At 70.0% G+C, this 17,039-nt stretch carries 18 protein-coding genes and 1 tRNA gene; 8 read left to right on the top strand and 11 right to left on the bottom strand.

The window, feature by feature from the left end; translation table 11 throughout:
• The first annotated feature begins 167 nt into the window (after positions 1–167).
• Entirely contained in the window at positions 168–2,531 is a 2,364-nt protein-coding gene (locus tag Pmi06nite_RS20125; RefSeq protein WP_203954602.1) for an AAA family ATPase, read from the top strand.
• A gap of 72 nt (positions 2,532–2,603) precedes the next feature.
• On the top strand, positions 2,604–3,419 hold the full coding sequence (locus tag Pmi06nite_RS20120) for an alpha/beta fold hydrolase (protein ID WP_203954601.1): 816 nt from the start codon (positions 2,604–2,606) through the stop codon (positions 3,417–3,419).
• Here Pmi06nite_RS20120 and Pmi06nite_RS20115 read toward each other — a convergent pair.
• The 3 genes from Pmi06nite_RS20115 to Pmi06nite_RS20105 form a co-directional block, all read right to left on the bottom strand.
• Positions 3,392–3,889 carry an SRPBCC family protein gene (locus Pmi06nite_RS20115; RefSeq protein WP_203954600.1) on the bottom strand — a complete coding sequence of 166 codons (498 nt, stop codon included), beginning with the start codon at positions 3,887–3,889 and terminating at the stop codon, positions 3,392–3,394. The genes Pmi06nite_RS20120 and Pmi06nite_RS20115 overlap by 28 nt on opposite strands.
• A complete protein-coding gene (locus Pmi06nite_RS20110; RefSeq protein WP_203954599.1) occupies positions 3,886–4,248 on the bottom strand; it encodes a metalloregulator ArsR/SmtB family transcription factor in 363 nt (120 codons plus the stop codon). The genes Pmi06nite_RS20115 and Pmi06nite_RS20110 overlap by 4 nt, the downstream gene beginning before the upstream one ends.
• 61 nt (positions 4,249–4,309) lie before the next feature.
• Positions 4,310–4,813: a DinB family protein gene (locus tag Pmi06nite_RS20105; protein WP_203954598.1), complete on the bottom strand. Its 504-nt coding sequence runs from the start codon at positions 4,811–4,813 to the stop codon at positions 4,310–4,312.
• Between the two features lie 202 nt (positions 4,814–5,015).
• On the opposite strand from Pmi06nite_RS20105, the gene Pmi06nite_RS20100 reads away from it, so the two are divergent.
• Positions 5,016–5,726, top strand: coding sequence for an MBL fold metallo-hydrolase (locus Pmi06nite_RS20100; protein WP_308442520.1), 711 nt, complete (start codon positions 5,016–5,018; stop codon positions 5,724–5,726).
• Between the two features lie 80 nt (positions 5,727–5,806).
• Here Pmi06nite_RS20100 and Pmi06nite_RS20095 read toward each other — a convergent pair whose 3' ends face one another.
• The 4 genes from Pmi06nite_RS20095 to Pmi06nite_RS20080 all read right to left on the bottom strand — a co-directional run bounded on the left by Pmi06nite_RS20095 (position 5,807) and on the right by Pmi06nite_RS20080 (position 9,432).
• The gene (locus Pmi06nite_RS20095; RefSeq protein WP_203954596.1) at positions 5,807–7,390 is read right to left on the bottom strand and encodes a TROVE domain-containing protein; all 1,584 of its coding nucleotides are present in this window, start codon (positions 7,388–7,390) and stop codon (positions 5,807–5,809) included.
• 473 nt (positions 7,391–7,863) lie between these two features.
• Positions 7,864–7,932: transfer RNA gene (locus Pmi06nite_RS20090), tRNA-Glu, on the bottom strand.
• 227 nt (positions 7,933–8,159) lie between these two features.
• Positions 8,160–8,579 (bottom strand): ester cyclase, encoded by a 420-nt coding sequence (locus tag Pmi06nite_RS20085; RefSeq protein ID WP_203954595.1) that lies wholly within the window; start codon positions 8,577–8,579, stop codon positions 8,160–8,162.
• A gap of 19 nt (positions 8,580–8,598) precedes the next feature.
• Entirely contained in the window at positions 8,599–9,432 is an 834-nt protein-coding gene (locus tag Pmi06nite_RS20080; protein ID WP_203954594.1) for an SDR family NAD(P)-dependent oxidoreductase, read from the bottom strand.
• A gap of 201 nt (positions 9,433–9,633) precedes the next feature.
• Here Pmi06nite_RS20080 and Pmi06nite_RS20075 point away from each other — a divergent pair, with 201 nt between their 5' ends.
• Positions 9,634–10,248, top strand: coding sequence for a TetR/AcrR family transcriptional regulator (locus tag Pmi06nite_RS20075; RefSeq protein WP_203954593.1), 615 nt, complete (start codon positions 9,634–9,636; stop codon positions 10,246–10,248).
• Here the strand turns inward: Pmi06nite_RS20075 and Pmi06nite_RS20070 are convergent.
• The gene (locus tag Pmi06nite_RS20070; protein ID WP_203954592.1) at positions 10,238–10,891 is read right to left on the bottom strand and encodes a maleylpyruvate isomerase family mycothiol-dependent enzyme; all 654 of its coding nucleotides are present in this window, start codon (positions 10,889–10,891) and stop codon (positions 10,238–10,240) included. The genes Pmi06nite_RS20075 and Pmi06nite_RS20070 overlap by 11 nt on opposite strands.
• A 76-nt stretch (positions 10,892–10,967) precedes the next feature.
• Here Pmi06nite_RS20070 and Pmi06nite_RS20065 point away from each other — a divergent pair, with 76 nt between their 5' ends.
• The gene (locus Pmi06nite_RS20065; RefSeq protein ID WP_239114049.1) at positions 10,968–11,417 is read left to right on the top strand and encodes a MarR family winged helix-turn-helix transcriptional regulator; all 450 of its coding nucleotides are present in this window, start codon (positions 10,968–10,970) and stop codon (positions 11,415–11,417) included.
• A gap of 36 nt (positions 11,418–11,453) precedes the next feature.
• Here Pmi06nite_RS20065 and Pmi06nite_RS20060 read toward each other — a convergent pair whose 3' ends face one another.
• Entirely contained in the window at positions 11,454–12,128 is a 675-nt protein-coding gene (locus Pmi06nite_RS20060; protein ID WP_203954591.1) for a phosphonatase-like hydrolase, read from the bottom strand.
• A gap of 7 nt (positions 12,129–12,135) precedes the next feature.
• The gene (locus Pmi06nite_RS20055) at positions 12,136–12,918 is read right to left on the bottom strand and encodes a GntR family transcriptional regulator (RefSeq protein WP_203954590.1); all 783 of its coding nucleotides are present in this window, start codon (positions 12,916–12,918) and stop codon (positions 12,136–12,138) included.
• A 154-nt stretch (positions 12,919–13,072) separates the two neighbouring features.
• Between Pmi06nite_RS20055 and Pmi06nite_RS20050 the strand changes: the two genes are divergently transcribed.
• Positions 13,073–14,209 carry a TIGR03364 family FAD-dependent oxidoreductase gene (locus Pmi06nite_RS20050; protein WP_203954589.1) on the top strand — a complete coding sequence of 379 codons (1,137 nt, stop codon included), beginning with the start codon at positions 13,073–13,075 and terminating at the stop codon, positions 14,207–14,209.
• A 79-nt stretch (positions 14,210–14,288) separates the two neighbouring features.
• Here Pmi06nite_RS20050 and Pmi06nite_RS20045 read toward each other — a convergent pair whose 3' ends face one another.
• A complete protein-coding gene (locus Pmi06nite_RS20045) occupies positions 14,289–14,852 on the bottom strand; it encodes an ArsR/SmtB family transcription factor (RefSeq protein ID WP_203954588.1) in 564 nt (187 codons plus the stop codon).
• 78 nt (positions 14,853–14,930) lie between these two features.
• Here Pmi06nite_RS20045 and Pmi06nite_RS20040 point away from each other — a divergent pair, with 78 nt between their 5' ends.
• Both Pmi06nite_RS20040 and Pmi06nite_RS20035 read left to right on the top strand, forming a co-directional pair.
• Positions 14,931–16,439: an alpha/beta hydrolase family protein gene (locus Pmi06nite_RS20040; protein WP_203954587.1), complete on the top strand. Its 1,509-nt coding sequence runs from the start codon at positions 14,931–14,933 to the stop codon at positions 16,437–16,439.
• Between the two features lie 91 nt (positions 16,440–16,530).
• A complete protein-coding gene (locus Pmi06nite_RS20035) occupies positions 16,531–17,019 on the top strand; it encodes a MarR family winged helix-turn-helix transcriptional regulator (protein WP_203954586.1) in 489 nt (162 codons plus the stop codon).
• Positions 17,020–17,039: the final 20 nt, after the last annotated feature.

The raw sequence follows: 17,039 nt of genomic DNA, 5'->3' as shown, positions 1-17,039 counted from the left end.
TCGCCCCGTCTGTCGCAGCGACCTTAGAACCTTGTCACCGGCGTCAAGGCAACACAGGCAAACGATCAGCGCCGGCCCTTGATCGCACGGAAGGCCCGGGTCCGGGGCGGGGCCAGGCGACGAGTACGGGTGTCACCGCAGCTGAGGGTGGTCGATACGCTGCGCACGTGACCCTGATCGGCCGTCGCGGCGCTCTAGCTGCGGTGGAACAGCTGCTCGACCGGGCCGCCGCCGGGACCGGCGGACACCTCATCGTCACGGGACCGCCCGGGGCCGGTAAGACGGCGCTGACCCACGCCGCCGCGGAACTGGCCCACGCCCGCGGGATACCGGTCGTTCACGCGGCTGGGAGGGGCGACGACTCCGGTCTGCTGATCTGGGATCGACTGCTGGGCGATCTCGGAGCGGGCGGACCTCCGCTCGGCGACGGGTCCCGAGACCTCGAGCGCGTCGTCCGGGCGGTCGCCCGCGGCGGACCGCGCCTACTCCTGCTCGACGACGTCGACCGGGCCGGTACGGCTGCCGTGGAGTTCCTGGCCCTGCTCGCCTCCCGCCTCGGGGCCGGCGCGACCGTGTTGCTCGCGATGGCGGAGGATCCCCTCGGGCTGACGCCGGAGATTCGCCTGGGCGGCCTGACGGAGCCGGAACTCGCCATGCTGACGGCGGATCTGCCCACCGAGGCGGTCCACGCGGTGTGGCTGGCATCGGGCGGACTGCCGGGAGCCGCCATCGCTCTCGCCGGTGAGCTGGCCGGTCTCGACGCCTCCGCCGATGCGGTGATCCACCTGGCGCTGACGACGCCGTCGCGGGCCGAGTTCCTCGATCTCGATGTCGGTCTGATCCGCCTGCTGGAGGCCGCGGCAGGGCGTCCGCTGCCGTCCCCGACCCGGGCGCGGGTGCTGGCCAGGCTGGCCCGCGAATTGCTGGGCGACCCGTCGGCCGGGGTACGCCGGCGCGAGCTGATCGACGAGGCGGTCACCTTGGCCCGGACGGCAGGCGATCCCGGCACGATCGCCGAAGTCCTCGACTGCCGGCTGCACGCGCTGTGGGATCCGGCCGCCGCCGATGAACGCCTGACCACCGCATCGGAGATCGTCGAGCAGGCTCGACGGGCCGGCGACGCCGTGGCCGAGCGGCGCGGACTGTTCTGGCGTTTCATCGCCCTGACGGAGCTGGGTGAGCTGGGGGACGCCGAGGCGGCGCTCACGGCTTACGCCCGGACCGGTGAGCTGGCCGGCGACGCCGAAACGGCGGTGGTGGTGCTGGCGCGCCAGGCGATGCTGGCAACGGTTCGCGGACGGTTCGACGTGGCGGCGTCGCTCGCGGCCGAGGTCGCCGTGCGTGGCCGGCGGGCGGGGATCACCGACACCGACCGCCTGGCCGGGTCGCTGCGCGGATCACTTGCCGCGATGCGGGGCGAGTACGCGTCGCTCGTGGACCCCTGGCAGGACCTCGCCCGGCGGCTGCCCGGTCACTTCTTCGAGGCGACCGCCGCGAGGGCCCTGGCCGAGTCCGGTCGCGACGTCGAGGCGGGTCTCGAGCTCGAACGGCTGCTGCCGGCCGTGCTCGCCGGGTCCGGGCCACGCTGGCTGGGAGTCGTGGCCGACCTGGCGATCGTGGCGTCGCGGGTCGGGGAACCGGCGGACGCGCAGGCCCTGTACGACGCACTGCTTCCCTACCAGGGGCGTCTGGTCGTCTGGGGCGGCGCCAACACGATCACCGGACCGGTGGACGACTACCTGGGCCGGTTGGTCGCCCGGCTGGGCCAGCTCGACCAGGCGGTGTGCCACCTGGACGGCGCGGCGGCCCTGGAGCAACGGATCGGAGCCCTGCCCTGGCTCGCGTACACCCTGGCCGCCCGAGCCCGCGCCCTGTCCGCACGTGACGGTGCGGGAGACAGGTCCCGCGCCGACGACGATCTCAGCCGGGCCCGTTCGATCATGGAGCGCCTCGGCATGGCGGGGGTTCTCGCCGCGTTCGCCCCGCCTGCCGACGAGTGGCGGCTCAGACGCGACGGCGACGACTGGCGTCTCGACGCCGGCGGGGAAACGGCCCGGCTACGCGACATGCGGGGGTTGTGGTACCTGCGGGCGCTGCTGGCCGCGCCCGGGCAGGAGATCGCCGCGCTGGATCTCGTGGCGGGAGGCGCGGGCCTGCGGGTGCCCGACGGCGACCCGGTTCTCGACGAGGTCGCCCGCACGTCCTACCGGCGCCGACTGGCGGTGCTCGACGAGCAGTTCGACGCGGCCGACCGGACCGGTGACGCCGAACGGGCGGCTGCCGTCCAGGAGGAGCGGACCGCCCTGCTGGCCGAACTGCGGCGGGCCAGTGGTCTCGGCGGCCGGCCGCGGGCACAGGCCGGCGAAGCCGAACGGGCCCGTGTCAACGCGACCCGTGCGTTGTGGGCGACCGTCAAACGAGTGGAGTCGGCCGCGCCGCTGGCGGGGGCTCACCTGCGGGCATCGCTGCACACCGGCAGGCTCTTCCGGTATCAACCGGCCCCGGGCGGCCCGTCCCGCTGGAACGTGTGACCCGCACCACGTACAGGTTGTGCACGCCGGAGTTACGCCTCCCCGGTGAAACCTCGGGGACGGGAGACGGACATGCGTGACACGCATCGGCTCTACTTCGGTGATCTTGCCGCCGACAGCCGCGGCACAGCCGACGATCGGCCGCCACTGGTCTTCCTGCACGGTCTCTCCTATGACCGGCGTCAGTGGGGGCCGGCCCTGGACGCGTTGGCGACCGTCGACCCGGACCGGCGGGTGCTGGCCTTCGACCTGCCCGGGCACGGGGACTCGGCGCGGCGCGACTCCTACCCTCTCGACGAGGTCGTCGCGGTCCTGCATCAGGCGGTGACCGACGCCGGACTCGACGCGCCGATCGTCGTAGGACACTCACTCGGCGGGGTGCTGGCGACGATCTACGCCGCGACGTACCCGGCCAGGGGCGTCGTCAATGTGGATCAGCCGTTGCTGGTGGGCGGCTTCGGGGAGGTGTTGCGCCGAGCTGAGCCGGTGCTGCGGAGCCCGGCCTATGAGGAGGTCTGGGACTCCATGCTCTCAAGGATGCACATCGAACTGCTGCCACCGGCCGCGCAGGAACTCGTCCGTACGGCGACGACCCCGCGGCAGGACCTCCTCCTCGGCTACTGGCACGAGGTCATGGTCACGCCCGCAGAAGACCTCGGCGAACGCCGGACGCGTGATCTGGAGACCATCCGTTCACGCGGCATCGCGTACCACCACGTGACCGGGGACGAACCGGCTCCGGCGTACCGGCGTTGGCTGGAGTCGGTCCTGCCCGAGGTCGCCATCACCGTCCTCCCGGACAGCGGCCATTTCCCGCACCTGGCCCATCCGGTCGAATTCGCCGAGATCCTGGCCGGAGGTCAGCCTGCGGACAACGCCTCGAAGTAGTCCTTCATCGAGGGGTAGTAGTCCGTGAAGTCGGGCTGGGGCGAGCCTTCGCGCGCGGCCACGAGCATGTCGAGGTAGTACTCCCAGCCGGGGCCGATCTCGCCGATGCCGTCCTCCCCGACGAGGTGGTGCACGAACCGCAGTTCGGTCACACCGTCCGCCTCGGACAACGACAACTCCACTTTCCAGGCCCCGAACTCGTCGGTCGCCGACAGGGCCAGCCGCCGCGGTGGTTCGCAGGCGTCGATCCGCATCTCACACCACGGCGCCTGCTCCTCATACGTCATCTGCACCTTGATCGTCCGGCCTGGCGCGGCCTCGCCCTCCCAGGGGCCGAACCAGCGGGCGGTGCGGTCGGGTTCGGTGAGACTGGCCCACACATCCTCGGCGGGCGCGCGGAACGTGCGGCTCAGGATCAGATCGTTTCCGGCGGCGGTGCGAAGCAGCCGACCAGCGGGCGTGAGACTCATGCGGTGTTCTCCCTTCCTCCGTCCGCGACGCCGCGCTCCCGGCGTTCGCGGCGGGTTCGATAGACCTCTGTCTCGAGTGCGTCGAGGTGGTGTTCCCAACCGGAGGTACGGGTGAACAGCGCGAGCCACTCGGCGAGCTCGGTGAGCCGCCCGGTGTCGAGCACGTAGAACCGTCGCCGGCCAACGAGCTCGTCGTGAACCAGCCCGCTCTCCCTGAGCACGCGCAGATGCCTGCTCACGGCGGGCCTGCTGACCGCGAAGCGCCCGGCGATCTCTCCTGCGGAGAGTCGCCCCTCCCGGAGCATCAGCAGGATCTCTCGCCGTACCGGGTCGGCGATCGCCGCCGCCACCTCATCCACCCCTGAAGCGTAACCTGTCGGTTACGCGTCCGCGAGGTTTCGGCGGGAGACGCGGCCGCGGCTAGACGCCGGTGGTGCCGTCGACCAGTTCCCGTACGACGTCGAGATGTCCGTTGTGCCGTGCGATCTCTTCGATCAGATGGAGGAGGATCCAGCGCAGATTCGGATGCCGGCCGTCCCCGATCGGACGCTTGGCCGGTGCATCGAGGTCGTGTTCGATCACAAGTTGCCGATAGCGGGCGCTCTGGGCCTCGTACTCCGCGAGCAGATCCGCGAGAGGGATGTCGACCGCGATGCGCATCTCCCGGTCGGGATCTTCCTCCGTCCACGGTCCTTCGTCCTCCGCGCCGAGGAACATCACCTCGAACCAGTAGTACTCGACCCAGCGGAGGTGGTTGACGAGTCCGCACAAGGTCATCAAGGGTGAGCCCGGCAGCGGAGCCCTGCGCGCGTCCTCCGGCGAGACGCCGTCGCATTTCATGCGTGCGGTGTCCCGGACGTAGGAGAGGAAGGTGGTGAGCGAGGCGCGCTCGTCCCAGGTCGGCGGTGTATCGGTTCGTGTCACCGTGTAGATGGTGTCCGGTCGCCAAGTCCCTGTCGAACGGTTAACCGCCGACCGCGCCGCCGCGCAAGGGGATTCCTCGGCGCCTCGGCTGACATCGAGGCCGATGGCCGCGTCGTGTCAGGGCGATCCGCGTCAGGCGGCGCCGACATAGGATTCAGGCTCAGCACGGTCCCTCCGACCTCGAGCCGAAGGTTCCACGGTCATCGACACCATCAGCGTACGGCCACTCGCGGGACGGGTCTGGCTCGTTCCCGGCGACCCCGATTCAGACAACATTCGAGGCAGTGTCGCCATCGTCGCCGACGATGCGGGCAGCGTGATCGTCGATGCGGGCCACAGCCCCGCACACGCCCGTGAGATCCAGTCCGCCATGGATGCGGCGGGGTTGCCGGCCGCCCGGTGGCTGGTCTACACGCATCACCATTGGGACCACGTCTGGGGTGCGTGCGCCTGGCCCGACGTGGAGATCATCGGCCATATCGCCGGACAGGAGATCCTCCAGCGCGAGGCGGCCCGGCCGTGGAGCCACCGCTATCTGCGCGACGAGGTCCGTGCGAATCCGCTCCTGGGGCCGAGCTTCCGCGCCCGCGCGCTGGCCATGGAGACCTGGGACGGTTTCACCATCCTGCCGCCACAGTGCACCTTCACCGATGAGCTGGTCCTTCCCACCGGTGTGCGCCTGCGCCACGTCGGAGGCGCACACGCGCCCGACTCGACCATCGTGCTCGTGCCCGATTCGGCCGTCGCGCTGCTGGGCGACTGCTACTACCCGCCACCGGCACATCTGCGCGCCCCCGATGACGCCCCCGATCTGACGATGGTGGCCGGCCTCGTCAGCGACGAGTACGACTGGTACGTCGACAGTCACAGTGAGCCCTGGACCCTGGAGCAGGCACGGTCGTACGGAGCCTGACCCCGGGCGGGGCCGTTGAGCCCCCGCCGCGCGAACGCCCCGCGCCGCCTCTTGAGAGAGGAGGCGCGAGGCGTTCCCGGTCAGTACGGCCAGTCGGCCGACCTGCCCGCCTCGAGCAGCGGGATCAGCCTGAACGACGCGTCGGAGAACCCGCCGAACTCGTGACGGTTCCCCTGACCCGTCGGCATCGCCGCCGCACGGTACCCCTGCAGGTTGAAGCCGTACAGAGGCACGGTCGCCGGCACCGCGTCGGTGACGCCGCCCGCGTAGTGGCCGGTCACGGTCTGCATGTCCGACAGGATCACCACCCGGTCATGGCCCTTCCACGAGCGGCGCAGCGAGTCGGCGATCCGTGTGCCGTGGCCGACCTCGCCGATGCGGCCGCAGAACCGCTCGACCTCGCGCAGCACCGAGGCCCCGGACCGGATCTCGTGTCGGAACGTCCCGTCGGCGAAGCCGACGAGGTCGACCTGGTCGCCGCGTGCCGCGAGCGTCACGCCGAACAGCGCGGCCGCCTGGACCGGCGTGACCGTCGACCGCGCCGAGACGGCCCCGGCCGACATCGACGCCGAGGTGTCCACCAGGACCAGAGTCCGGCCCTCGAAGGACGGCACGTTCCCGGTGGCGAGCGTCAGCGCCTTGTCCAGCGCGTGGCCCCACCGCAGCGACGGCGCGTTGCGGTACGCCGAGTAGAACCGGAACGGCAGCTGCCGGGACCGGGCGACCTCCTCCGGGTCGGCGAGCTTGGCCAGGATCTGCCCGGCGACCTCGTCGCCGATGCCCGCCTCGTCGAAGTTCCGCAGGTTCCGCAGCAGCGCCATGTAGCCCATCGACGGGATCACCGTCGACCAGGCCTGCGCGTCCATCGGGCCCTGCGACCATCCGGCGAGCGCCTCCCATGTCATGCCCGCGGAACGCAGCCGCCCGGGGTCGGCGGCCATGACCGTGCGCCGCTCCGACACGGGCAGCGCCAGCAACTCGGCGCGCCGGCGCAACATCCCCAGCGACTCCGGAATCGGCTTGTCCCGGCCGTGGCGCCGGTCGAGCGCGTGCGTGAACAGGTCGCCCTGCGTGGGCTTGTCGTGGGCCGGCGTGGGGTGGACGAGGTCGATCACGTCGCCGAAGCGGAAACCGCTGGTCCCGCTGTCGTATTTGGCCAGCGACCGCTCGGTGTACAGACGCTGGACGGCGTCGGCCACGCCGCGCTTGACCGGCTTCGGGATCGCCCGGCCGTACCGGGACGTCCAGTAGGCGAGAGCCTCGCCAGGCTCGTCGGCGCGCTGTAAGACGGACGCGACCAGGTCACGGTTTCCGCCGTGCAGGCCGGCCGCGAGACGGGCCCTGACCGCCTCGAGCGCGGCGACGAGGGGCGCGGACCGCATGTCGGCCTCGCCGCGCAACCACGGGAGGAAGCGGGCCATCCAGTCGAGGTCCTCGACGGCGACCTGGTGGACGAGCGCGCGGAAGCGCACGTCGCGGTCACCGGCCTTCTCGTAGAAGGTGTTCTCGCCGACCATGTTGGAGACCGCGAGGAGGAAGAGCTCGCCCTTCGCGTCGCGGATGTACCCGGGCGCGCCCTCGTGAGTGCGGATGCCGGGGGTGGCCTCGGTCGTGACCGGGCTCGTGGTGGCCGGGCGTGCGGCGGTCGTGTTGAACTTCGACATGGGAACGGGCCCCTTCCTGTGTGGGAGGAGCCCGCGTTCAGAGGTCGTGCCCGAGATCGAGATCGGCGACGGATGCCAAGTGCTCTGTCCAGCTGAGCTACCGGCCGAATACGTCGGCCGGGCAGGACTCGAACCTGCGACCGCTCGATCCCCTATCGAAGTAACCGTCACCTGCGCACCGGGCACATTCTGAATTTGTTTCTCCTCCCGAGATCAAAGGTCGGCGGCAGTGTGCGGGTATCGAAACCCGCCACCCGAAGGTGTTCGACCAATGAAGTAACTGCTGCCAATCGCACCGGGAGGTGCATATGAAGTTGTGTCTCCCCGAGATCAGAGGTGGTACCGGACGGGTTCTTTTGGAGAGAAGTAGCCGGGACCTTCGCACCGGGGAGGTGCTGTTAAGTTGTGTCCCACCCGAGGTCAGAGCGGCGGCGGTCGAAGGAGTCCTAGGCCACTGGACGACACCGGCCCGAAGCCGGCGACGGGATTCGAACCCGCGTTGCCGCTTTGAGAGAGCGAAGTAACCGTTGCCTGCGCACCGGGAGGTACAAGATCAGACGGTATCCGGTGCGATATTCGGCGCGCATTCTATTTTTCGGGTCGATGGACACATAGCGGCGATTGACGCATAAAGGTGATGGGCGCGCTGGAAGTCGGCGCGTTCTTCTCCAAGGTGCTCGACGGCCTCCTGGAAGGGCTCGCCGAGGTCACGGCGGGCCAGGCGACGGGCGGGCAGGAGGGTTCGCCCGCACGACGTCGTGATCCAGCCTCACCGGCCCCCGGTGAGGCTCAGGAAGACCTCGTACGCGTTGCGCTCGACCCGGTTGGACAGGAGTTTGCCGTCCTCGCGGACGGCCCAGATCGCCGTGCCGGTCATCTCGATGGGTTCGCCGCCGGGGTCCGTACCGAAAACGCCGTTGTTCCGGCCGGTGATCCGCCACATCGAGGCCACGCGCGAGCCGTCGTGGTTCTCGAAGGACTCGACGACGTCGAAGCGCATATCGTCGATCTTGGAACCGAACTCCCGCGCCCACTGCTTGAAGGCCTCACGGGACTCGATCCGCGTGCCGCCGGAGATGAGGACGAAGTCCTCGACGGTGAGATCGTCGATGGCATCGTAATTGTGCGGCGGCTGCCAGACCTGCTCCCAGAACTCGTGCACCAGGTCGACGCTCGAGCGTTTCGTCATTTCGCCGGCTCCCGTGAAGTCAGATGCTGCGGTGGGTGCTGACGGCGGCCCGGCGTTCGGCGAGCCTCGGCGCGATGGCGGCGTCGACGGCGAGCGGATCCCGAGTGTTGAGCTCCTGCAACGCGCGGCGTTCGGGCAGTTGCGTGTCGATGTCGATGTGACGGGACTCCAGGCCGGCCACGATTTCGGCGACCACCTCGTCGACGGGACGGAGTCCGTACCCCAGGTCCGGGCCGGCCTGGGACGAGGCCATCATCGGCGTGTCGACCGGGCCGGGGTAGACCGTGGCGACGTGGACGCCGCTGCCGATCAGTTCGCGGCGCAGTGCTTCGTCGAATCGGGTGAGACCGGCCTTGGTCGCCGCGTAGGTGGCGTAGTAGGGAAGGCCGACCAGGGCGGAGGCCGAGGCGATGCCGACCAGGGCGGCGTGTCCGTGCCGGGTGCCCGCGGCGCGCAGGTGCGGCAGCGCCGCCTTGGCCGCGAGTATGGGGGCGACCAGATTGAGCTTGATCATGGCGTGTATGTCGGACGCGTCGATGTCGTCGAGCGCGCCGGCCCGTACGTTTCCCGCGTTGTTGACGAGGATGTCGAGGCCGCCGAGGGCGGTGACGGTCTCCGCGATCACACGTTCGGGCTCCCCGTCGGCGGTGAGGTCGACGGTGATCGTGTGGGCGGTGCCGCCACGCTCGGCGACCAGCGCCGCGGTCTCGGCCAGAGGTCCGGGGCGTCGGCCGGCCAAGGCGAGCACGCCGTGGCGGGACGCCAGTTCCAGAGCGAGTGCCCGGCCGATCCCGCTGCCCGCACCGGTGATGAGGGTGCGGCGTGCATGTAGATCAAGGTGAGGGCTGTTCATCGGAAGAACCTTTCGCGATCGAGGAGGCGCCAAGATCGCTCTGCCATTGGCCGTCTCCGCCGGGCGAGGCCGGTGGCCCATGGGCTCACTCGGCACCGCCATTCGGGCGAAGGGTGTCGAAACATCATGTTTGACACCCTTGTCATGTTTGACAGGCTTGCATAGATTGACAGGGCTGTCAAACATGCTTAGGGTCGCCACATGGTCGGACAACGTCAGTTTGATGAGAGGCGCGCTCTGCAGAGCGCCCGGGACGTGTTCTGGCTCAAGGGCTACGGCGCGACCTCGATGCAGGATCTCGCGACTGCTTCCGGCGTCCTGCGCGGGTCGCTCTACAACGCCTACGGCGACAAGGAGGCGCTGTTCCTGCGTGTCTTCGCGGACTACGCCGATGAGTTCCTGGCCGAGGCCGCCGGAGCGCTCGCCCATCCGAGCGTCGATCAGGCTCTCCGCGACTTCTTCGACTTCACGATCACATCCATGATCACGGGAGCCCCCACCCGCGGATGCCTGACGACGAAGACGGCGATCGACACGAAGGCTGACGGTGAGCGCATCCGCGCCGCGCTCCGCGGCCTGCTCGACGACATGGAGCGTCTGCTGGAGCAGAGACTGTCCACGGACGAGGCGCGCTCACGGCTCACCATCCCTCCGGCGGAGGCGGCGCGGGTCCTGATCACCATGACCCGGGGGACCGTCGTCATGGAACGCGTCTACCAGGACGCTCAGCGCCTCAGGGTCACGGCCCGTTCGCTGATCGACGCGTTGGTCTCGCCTGAGCGGCAGGGGGACGAGGGCCTGCCGACTACGCCCTGACTCCTGTGGGCGGAGGGCTGAGGCGGGCCCGTAGTTCGGCGATTCCACGGCCGGACAGTTGGGACAGCGCGACGTCTCGGCAGGTCAGCAACAGCAGGATCGTGGAGATCGTGCCTTCGACTCGATGGCCCTGGCCCGCGGACCAGGAGCAGTCGGTGGCCACGAACTCGAACCCGGTCAGCCTCCGCTGCGCGTGGAAGGGCCGTCCCATCGTCCAGACGCGGGTCGCGGCCGCCGCCCCGGCCCGCACCGGCATGGGCCGATCCCGTCCGAGCGGGACCGCGATGTCCTGGCCGTGAACGAGGACGTCGATGAGCGGCTCGAAGTCGGTGATCCCGGGGGCCTTCCTCCGTGAGCCCGCCATGCCGCGCAGCCGGGCGCCGTAGTGCCGGACCGGCGACTCGGCCTGCCGTACGGCGCTGTCATGAATCATGCGGTTCAGGTTCCCCCGGGCCATCAGCAGCCAACAGGCCGCCGTCAGCACACCCGTCTGGGCGAGTGTCAGGTGGGCCGCGACGTCGCGCACCCGCCAGCCGGCGCACAGGGACGCCGTCGCCCACTCCTGCTCGGACAGGTCGTCGAAAAGGTCCGCGAGGCTTGCCCGCTCGTGGTCGATCGCCTGCCACACCTCGTCGCGGTCCATCCCGGCTCCCAGCGCAGACTGGTACGATGATGGAACCATATTGGTTCGATAATCTGTCTATTGTCAAGGAGGACGGGTGGACGAGGACGCGCCGGAGGACCAGCCGAACCTCGGCCTGCTCTGCTTCTTCCCCTACCGCGCGATGGAGGGCAGGGTCATGGACGCCCTGGCCGAGGCGGGCTTCGACGACATCACCCTCGCGCAGAGCCGGGTGTTCCAGCGGATCGGCCCGAACGGCACACGAGTGACCGACCTGGCCGAGCAGGCCCGGATCAGCAAGCAGACGGCCACCTTCCTCGTGGACCAGCTTGAGCGGGCCGGATACGTGGAACGGGTGCCCGACCCCACCGACGCCCGCGCCCGGCTGGTGCGGATCGCCGCCCGCGGCGAGGCCGGCGTCGCCGTCGCGAGGATGGCCGAGGCCGAAGTCGAAGCCGAGTGGACACGACACCTCGGCAGGCGGGACGCCGCCCATCTTCGCCGCGCTCTCACCCGTCTCCGTGAGATAGCCGACCCCTACCGATGACGGCCGGTCTTCCGGCCGGCAGGGCCGCCGATCGGGTCAGGACGTCAGCAGGGTGGGCAGGTCCGCTACACCGGGCAGCAGGTGAGTGTGCCGCTCGGCGCCCAGACCGGTGGCGTCCAGCTTTCCCGTGAGGACGCCGACGACGAATCCGGCGCCGGCGTTGGTCCCGGCCTGCAGGTCGCGGATGGTGTCTCCTGCGACGAGGACTCGTGCGACGTCGTGAACGCCGGTGGCCTCCATCGCGCGGAAGATCATGTAGGGAGCCGGCCGGCCGGCCGGGACGTCGTCCACGCACACCACCGCGTCGACCACCTCGTCGTCCCAGCCGAGGGTGTTCAGCAGAGATTCGGTGACCTCGCGGTCGAACCCGGTCGTCAGCGCCACCTTCACGCCGGCCGCGCGGATGCGGGCGAGCGCCTCGGGAACGCCGGGCAGCGGCACGGCCGGCCGGTCACGGTAGGCCTTGTCGAGACGGGCGCGGAAGTCGGCGAACGCGGCGTCGACCGTCGCCTCCTCGACTTCGTGGCCGAGGTGTTCTTCGAGCAGATGCTGGATCGCCTCGCGCTTGCCTGCGCCCATCCAGCGCTGGATGTCCGCCTCCGACGGCTTCCCGCCCGCCGCGGTCACGGATTCGGCCAGTGCCTCGTAGACGGCGCCATATTCCTCGATCGTCGTACCGGCCATGTCCAGGACCATCAGTTCGATGGGCATGAGTTCCTCACTTGGGGTGTGTCTGAGTGCTGTCGGCGGGGGTCGGCCGCCAGGCGCGTCCGACGGAGGGATGCGCCTGCTCGGCGTTCTCGATGGTGAAGGTGACGATGTCCGGTCGGTAGCGGTCGTCGGAGTACTCGAACGGCTCTCCGGACGCGCTGCCGGCACGCCGCCGTTCCCGCAGCAGGGGTGCGCCCTCGGGGACCTCGAGAAGCGAGGCGTCCGTCGGGTCGGCGGCGACCGCGTCGAACACGTGCCGGGCGACGCTGAGATCGACTCCCTGGTCCGCCAGGTACGCGTAGATCGAGCGGGAGTCCGGATCGAAGGCGAAGTCGAAGAGCAGACGCCCCACGGATTCCACGAAGGTCGTCCGCTCGATCATCGTGGGCCGCCCGTCCAGCAGGCGTAGCCGTACCAGGTCGACGATGGGATCGCCCTCGTCGATCTCCAGTGCGTCGGCCACCTCCTGGCGTGCCGGCCTGCGCGCGATCTCCAGCGTGCGCTGACCGGGTGTGCGGCCCAGGCTGCGGGCCCAGTGGGAGAAGGACAACAGGGTCTCGAACGGCTGCGGGACCTGGCTCGTCCGCACGACCGGCGAACGGCCGCGGCCGCCGCCGATGAGCCCCTCGGCACGCAGCGCGCTGAGTGCCTGGCGCACCGGCCCGCGCGAGGCCGCCCACTGCTCGCAGAGTTGCGACTCGGACGGCAGCGCGGATCCGACGGGCAGGTCGCCGCGGGCGATGCGGCGGCGCAGATCGTCGGCGATGCGCTGGTAGAGGGGCTCGTCCACGAACTTGACTATACAGACAGTCCCCGTCGGCACAAGTGGGCGCTAGAAGCACTTCACCTCACGTGATCAGCGAATATGAATCCTGAGAGAACATGATTCAACGGATGTCACCCGCGCGTTGACTCCTGTTCGATCCTGAGCGAGGCTACTTGTCATGACAAGTGGACCCCTGCTCGCCAGTTCCTCCGACAGCGCCGACGTGGTCATCGTCGGAGCCGGGATCGTCGGCCTCGCGCACGCCGTGGAGGCCGTACGCCGCGGTCTCTCGGTGGTGGTGGTCGAACGCGACGATCGGGCCGTCGGAGCGTCGGTGCGGAACTTCGGGCACGGGTGTTTCACCGCGCAGGGCGGCCAGGCTCTGGAGTACGCCATGGCGGCCCGTTCCGCGTGGATCCGGCTGGCGAAGGAGGCGGGCTTCTGGCTGCGTGAGAGCGGGACCGTCGTCGTCGCCCGCGCCGAGGACGAGCGGGCCGTGCTGGAGGAGCTTCACGAGTCCCGCGGCGATCAGGTGGAGATGCTCGACCGGGACGATGTCGCGGCCCGCCTGCCGATCGGTGCGGACGTCATCGGAGGTGCGTGGCTCCCGCTGGACATCCGGGTCGATCCCCGCGAGGCCGTTCACATGATCGCGGCCTGGCTGCGCACCCAGGGCGTCCGGTTCCGGTGGGCCACGACCGCCCTGGCGATCGAGCCGGGTCTCGTCCGGACCAGCCGCGGCGACGTCTCGGCGGATCACATCATCGTGGCCGTCGGGCACGACGTGGACCGCCATTTCCCCGGTCTCGCCGACGAGGCCGGTGTCGTCCGGTGCGCCCTGCAGATGTTGCGTGTGGCGGCTCCCGGGGATCGGATCATCGACCCTGCCGTGCTCAGCGGCTTCTCCTTGCTGCGATACGGGGGCTTCGAGGAGTGCCCGTCGCTGCCGGCGGTCAAGGAACGCCTCGCGGCCGGCCACCCCGATCTGGTGGCCGCCGGGCTGAACCTCATGTTCACCCAGCGCCCCGACGGCGACCTGACCATCGGGGACACCCACACCTACGGTCGTACGGTCGATCCCTTCACCTACGAGTCCCTCGACCAGGCCATCCTGGGGCAGATCGCGTCCCTGCTCGGTTGCGGGCCGCTGACCGTCCGCGAGCGGTGGCAGGGCGTCTACGCCTCGTCGCCGGATCGCGACTTCCTCATCGAGGCCGCCGGGCCCGGTGTCCGGGTCGTCTCGGTCACCTCCGGCGTCGGCATGACCACCGCGCTGGGGCTCGCACAGGACGTCCTCGGCGGGCTGCTCAACTGATCGGTCCCGTACGGCAGGCGGCGCGGAGCCAGGGCTCCCGCTCCAGATCCCCAGCGACGATCGTCCCGCGGGCCGCTGATCAGTCCTCGTCGGCGGGGAAGGCGAAGAGGCGGACGTACAGGGGACGGGCATCCGGTGTCGCGTCCTCCGTCCGGGGGCTGTACTTCATGAGCAGGGCCATGTAGGCCTCGAAGAACTCCTCGAACTCAGGCATGGTCATCCGGCCGAGACCGCGAGACGCCTTGACCCAGCGGGGATCGCGCTCGTAGATCTCGGGGAGGCGATCGAAAAGCTTGAGGTCCTCCTCCATGCCGATCCGGTGGAACTCGGTGAGCAGCGGACGGTCCTCGGGGGCGAGCCGGTCCGGGGTGGGCAGACGCATGTCTCTGGGCATCTCGGTCCTGCGCCACCAGCGTTCCCGGCCGCGGGAACGTTCGGCGATCTCCTCGATGAAGCCGGACTTCTCGAGTTGCCGCAGGTGGTAGCTGGTCGTGCCCGTCTTGGCGCCGAGCAGGTCGCCGAGCGTCGTCGACGTCGCGGGGCCGTGCACGCTGAGGTGGCGCAACATGAGCCGCCGCATGGGGTGCGCCAGCGCTTTGAGCCGCGCCGGATCGTCGAGCATGAACGACTCGTCATCCTTCATGATGAACACCCTAATCCTGCAGAACGATATCTGCAGATAAATCTATGCCGAGAACTCTCTGCAGAATAGTTTCGGCATATGGACCTCATCAGACGTTCTCTCCCGGCAGCGGCCCTCGCGCTGGGCCTGGCCGCCATCCCCGCCACCGCGAACGCGACAGTCGCCCCCGCCCCCGCCACCGCGAACGCGACAGTCGCCCCCGCCCCCGCGAACGCGGCCGCAAGATCTGACGCGGCAGAACCGGTGCCTGCCGTACCGCCTGACCTGAGGTCGGTGGAGGTGACCTTCCGCGGAGAAGGAGGGCTCACCTTCCACGGTTCGGTCCTCTCGCCCGCCACGGCGGAGCCCGCGAGGCCGGGCATCGTCCTGATCCATGGAGCCGGTACGGGCACGCCCCGGACGAAACTGATGGGTGAGGCCGTCGAGTTCGCCCGCCGAGGCATGTCCGTGCTGATCTACGACAAGCGGTCCGTGGGTTACTCGCTCTTCCATCGGTCGTACTCGCAACTCGCCGACGACGCGCTCGGGGCGGTGGCGGCGCTGCGCTCCCAGCCGGGCGTGGACCCGGCGAAGGTCGGCATATGGGGGCTCAGCGAGGGCGGCTGGGTGGCCCCGATCGCGGCGTCGCGGTCGAAGGACGTCGCCTTCGTCGTCCTCGTGGGCGCCAACGGCCTGCCTCCGCTCCGGCAGCAGACCTGGGCCGTGGCGGCGGGGCTGCGTAAAGCCGGGGTGTCGGGGTCGCTCGTCGACCGGACGGAGCTCAACCTGTACCGGGCCATCGCCGATGGCGGCATGTTCCCCGAGCCCTACTACGACCCGGAGCCGACCATCGCGGCGGTGCGCCAGCCGGTGCTCGCCATCTGGGGTACTCACGACCTGCTGACCCCGCCCCTGGAGAGTCCACCCGTGTTCGCCCGGGCACTCCAGAAGGGTGGCAACGGGAACTACACGTTCCGCTTCATCCCCGACGCCGACCACGCCGCCCACCAGACCCCGGACGGCGGCGTCACCCGCCTGCCCGCACTCGCTCCCGGCTACGCCGACATGGTCGGCTCCTGGGTGGCCGACGTCACGAACGGCAGGCCTCCCACGGCCGGGCCGGCGGGGCGTGAGCCCGTGCAGGACTCGTTCACCGTCCCGGTGATCCCCCCGGCCTGGTGGGAGTCGGCGCCGGTCCAGCTCGCGATGTTGATCCTGTTCGTGGTGGCGTTCGCCGCCTATCCGCTGACCGCGCTGGTGCGGCGCCTCCGCGGTGGATCGCGGGCGCCGGTGACGAGGGCCGCCAGGCTCGTCAGCGCCGGAGGGTTCGCGGCGGTGCTCGGATCGTTCTCCTACGTCTTCTATCTGGTGATGAGCGGCGGCAAGCTGGCCACCACCGGTCCCGTTCTGGCGGGGCGTCCGGTCATCTGGCTTGTCCTGCAGGCGCTCGCGGCGGTGTCGGCGGTCGCCACGGTCCGCACCGCGCTGGCGTGGCGGCGTGCCCGCGGTTCTGTTCCGCGAGGAGAGCGGGTACGGCTCGGCCTGCTGCTCGCGGGTGGCCTGGCGTTCATCCCCTGGGCCGTCTACTGGGGCCTGCTCCTCCCCTGACAGTCCGCCGAACGGGAGTGCGGGCAGGCGTCGATCTCAGATGTTCATCGGCAGATAATCTGCCACGGATCGAATTGTTAGACTTGCCGGCATGACCGCCATGGCACCTGGCCGGACCCAACCGGACCTGTCATTCCTGCTCGACCACACCGGCCATGTCCTGAGGACCAGGATGTCGGCGGCGCTCGCCGAGATCGGGCTCACGGCGCGTATGCACTGCGTGCTGGTTCACGCGCTGGAAGAGGAGCGGACCCAGATCCAGCTCGCCGAGCTGGGCGACATGGACAAGACCACCATGGTGGTGACGGTCGACGCGCTGGAGGAGGCCGGTCTCGCCGAGCGCCGCCCCTCCACCACGGACCGGCGGGCCCGGATCATCGCCGTCACCGATGAAGGCGCCCGTGTCGCCGAGCAGAGCCAGAAGATCGTGGACGGCGTACATCATGAGGCGCTGGCGTCGCTTCCCGAAGACGAACGCGAGGTCCTCCTCCGGGCCATGAACCGGCTGGTCGCAGGGCATCTGGCCGTTCCTGACGCCAATCCGCAGCCGATCCGCCGGGCGCGGCAGCGGGCGAAATAGGTCTGTAGAGGATCGTCTAC

The organism is Planotetraspora mira (assembly GCF_016863275.1).
GTDB classification, from domain to species: Bacteria; Actinomycetota; Actinomycetes; order Streptosporangiales; family Streptosporangiaceae; genus Planotetraspora; species Planotetraspora mira.
Note: the sequence above shows the minus strand (reverse complement) of the source record. Positions and strands in the feature narration are given on the sequence as shown.

What these genes read in the sequence shown, in the direction of transcription:
- Pmi06nite_RS20120 (WP_203954601.1), top strand. Translation starts at nt 2,604, where the DNA reads ATGCGTGACACGCATCGGCTCTACTTCGGTGATCTTGCCGCCGACAGC.
- Pmi06nite_RS20115 (WP_203954600.1), bottom strand. Translation starts at nt 3,889, where the DNA reads ATGAGTCTCACGCCCGCTGGTCGGCTGCTTCGCACCGCCGCCGGAAAC.
- Pmi06nite_RS20095 (WP_203954596.1), bottom strand. Translation starts at nt 7,390, where the DNA reads ATGTCGAAGTTCAACACGACCGCCGCACGCCCGGCCACCACGAGCCCG.
- Pmi06nite_RS20085 (WP_203954595.1), bottom strand. Translation starts at nt 8,579, where the DNA reads ATGACGAAACGCTCGAGCGTCGACCTGGTGCACGAGTTCTGGGAGCAG.
- Pmi06nite_RS20080 (WP_203954594.1), bottom strand. Translation starts at nt 9,432, where the DNA reads ATGAACAGCCCTCACCTTGATCTACATGCACGCCGCACCCTCATCACC.
- Pmi06nite_RS20075 (WP_203954593.1), top strand. Translation starts at nt 9,634, where the DNA reads ATGGTCGGACAACGTCAGTTTGATGAGAGGCGCGCTCTGCAGAGCGCC.
- Pmi06nite_RS20070 (WP_203954592.1), bottom strand. Translation starts at nt 10,891, where the DNA reads ATGGACCGCGACGAGGTGTGGCAGGCGATCGACCACGAGCGGGCAAGC.
- Pmi06nite_RS20060 (WP_203954591.1), bottom strand. Translation starts at nt 12,128, where the DNA reads ATGCCCATCGAACTGATGGTCCTGGACATGGCCGGTACGACGATCGAG.
- Pmi06nite_RS20050 (WP_203954589.1), top strand. Translation starts at nt 13,073, where the DNA reads ATGACAAGTGGACCCCTGCTCGCCAGTTCCTCCGACAGCGCCGACGTG.
- Pmi06nite_RS20045 (WP_203954588.1), bottom strand. Translation starts at nt 14,852, where the DNA reads ATGAAGGATGACGAGTCGTTCATGCTCGACGATCCGGCGCGGCTCAAA.
- Pmi06nite_RS20040 (WP_203954587.1), top strand. Translation starts at nt 14,931, where the DNA reads ATGGACCTCATCAGACGTTCTCTCCCGGCAGCGGCCCTCGCGCTGGGC.
- Pmi06nite_RS20035 (WP_203954586.1), top strand. Translation starts at nt 16,531, where the DNA reads ATGACCGCCATGGCACCTGGCCGGACCCAACCGGACCTGTCATTCCTG.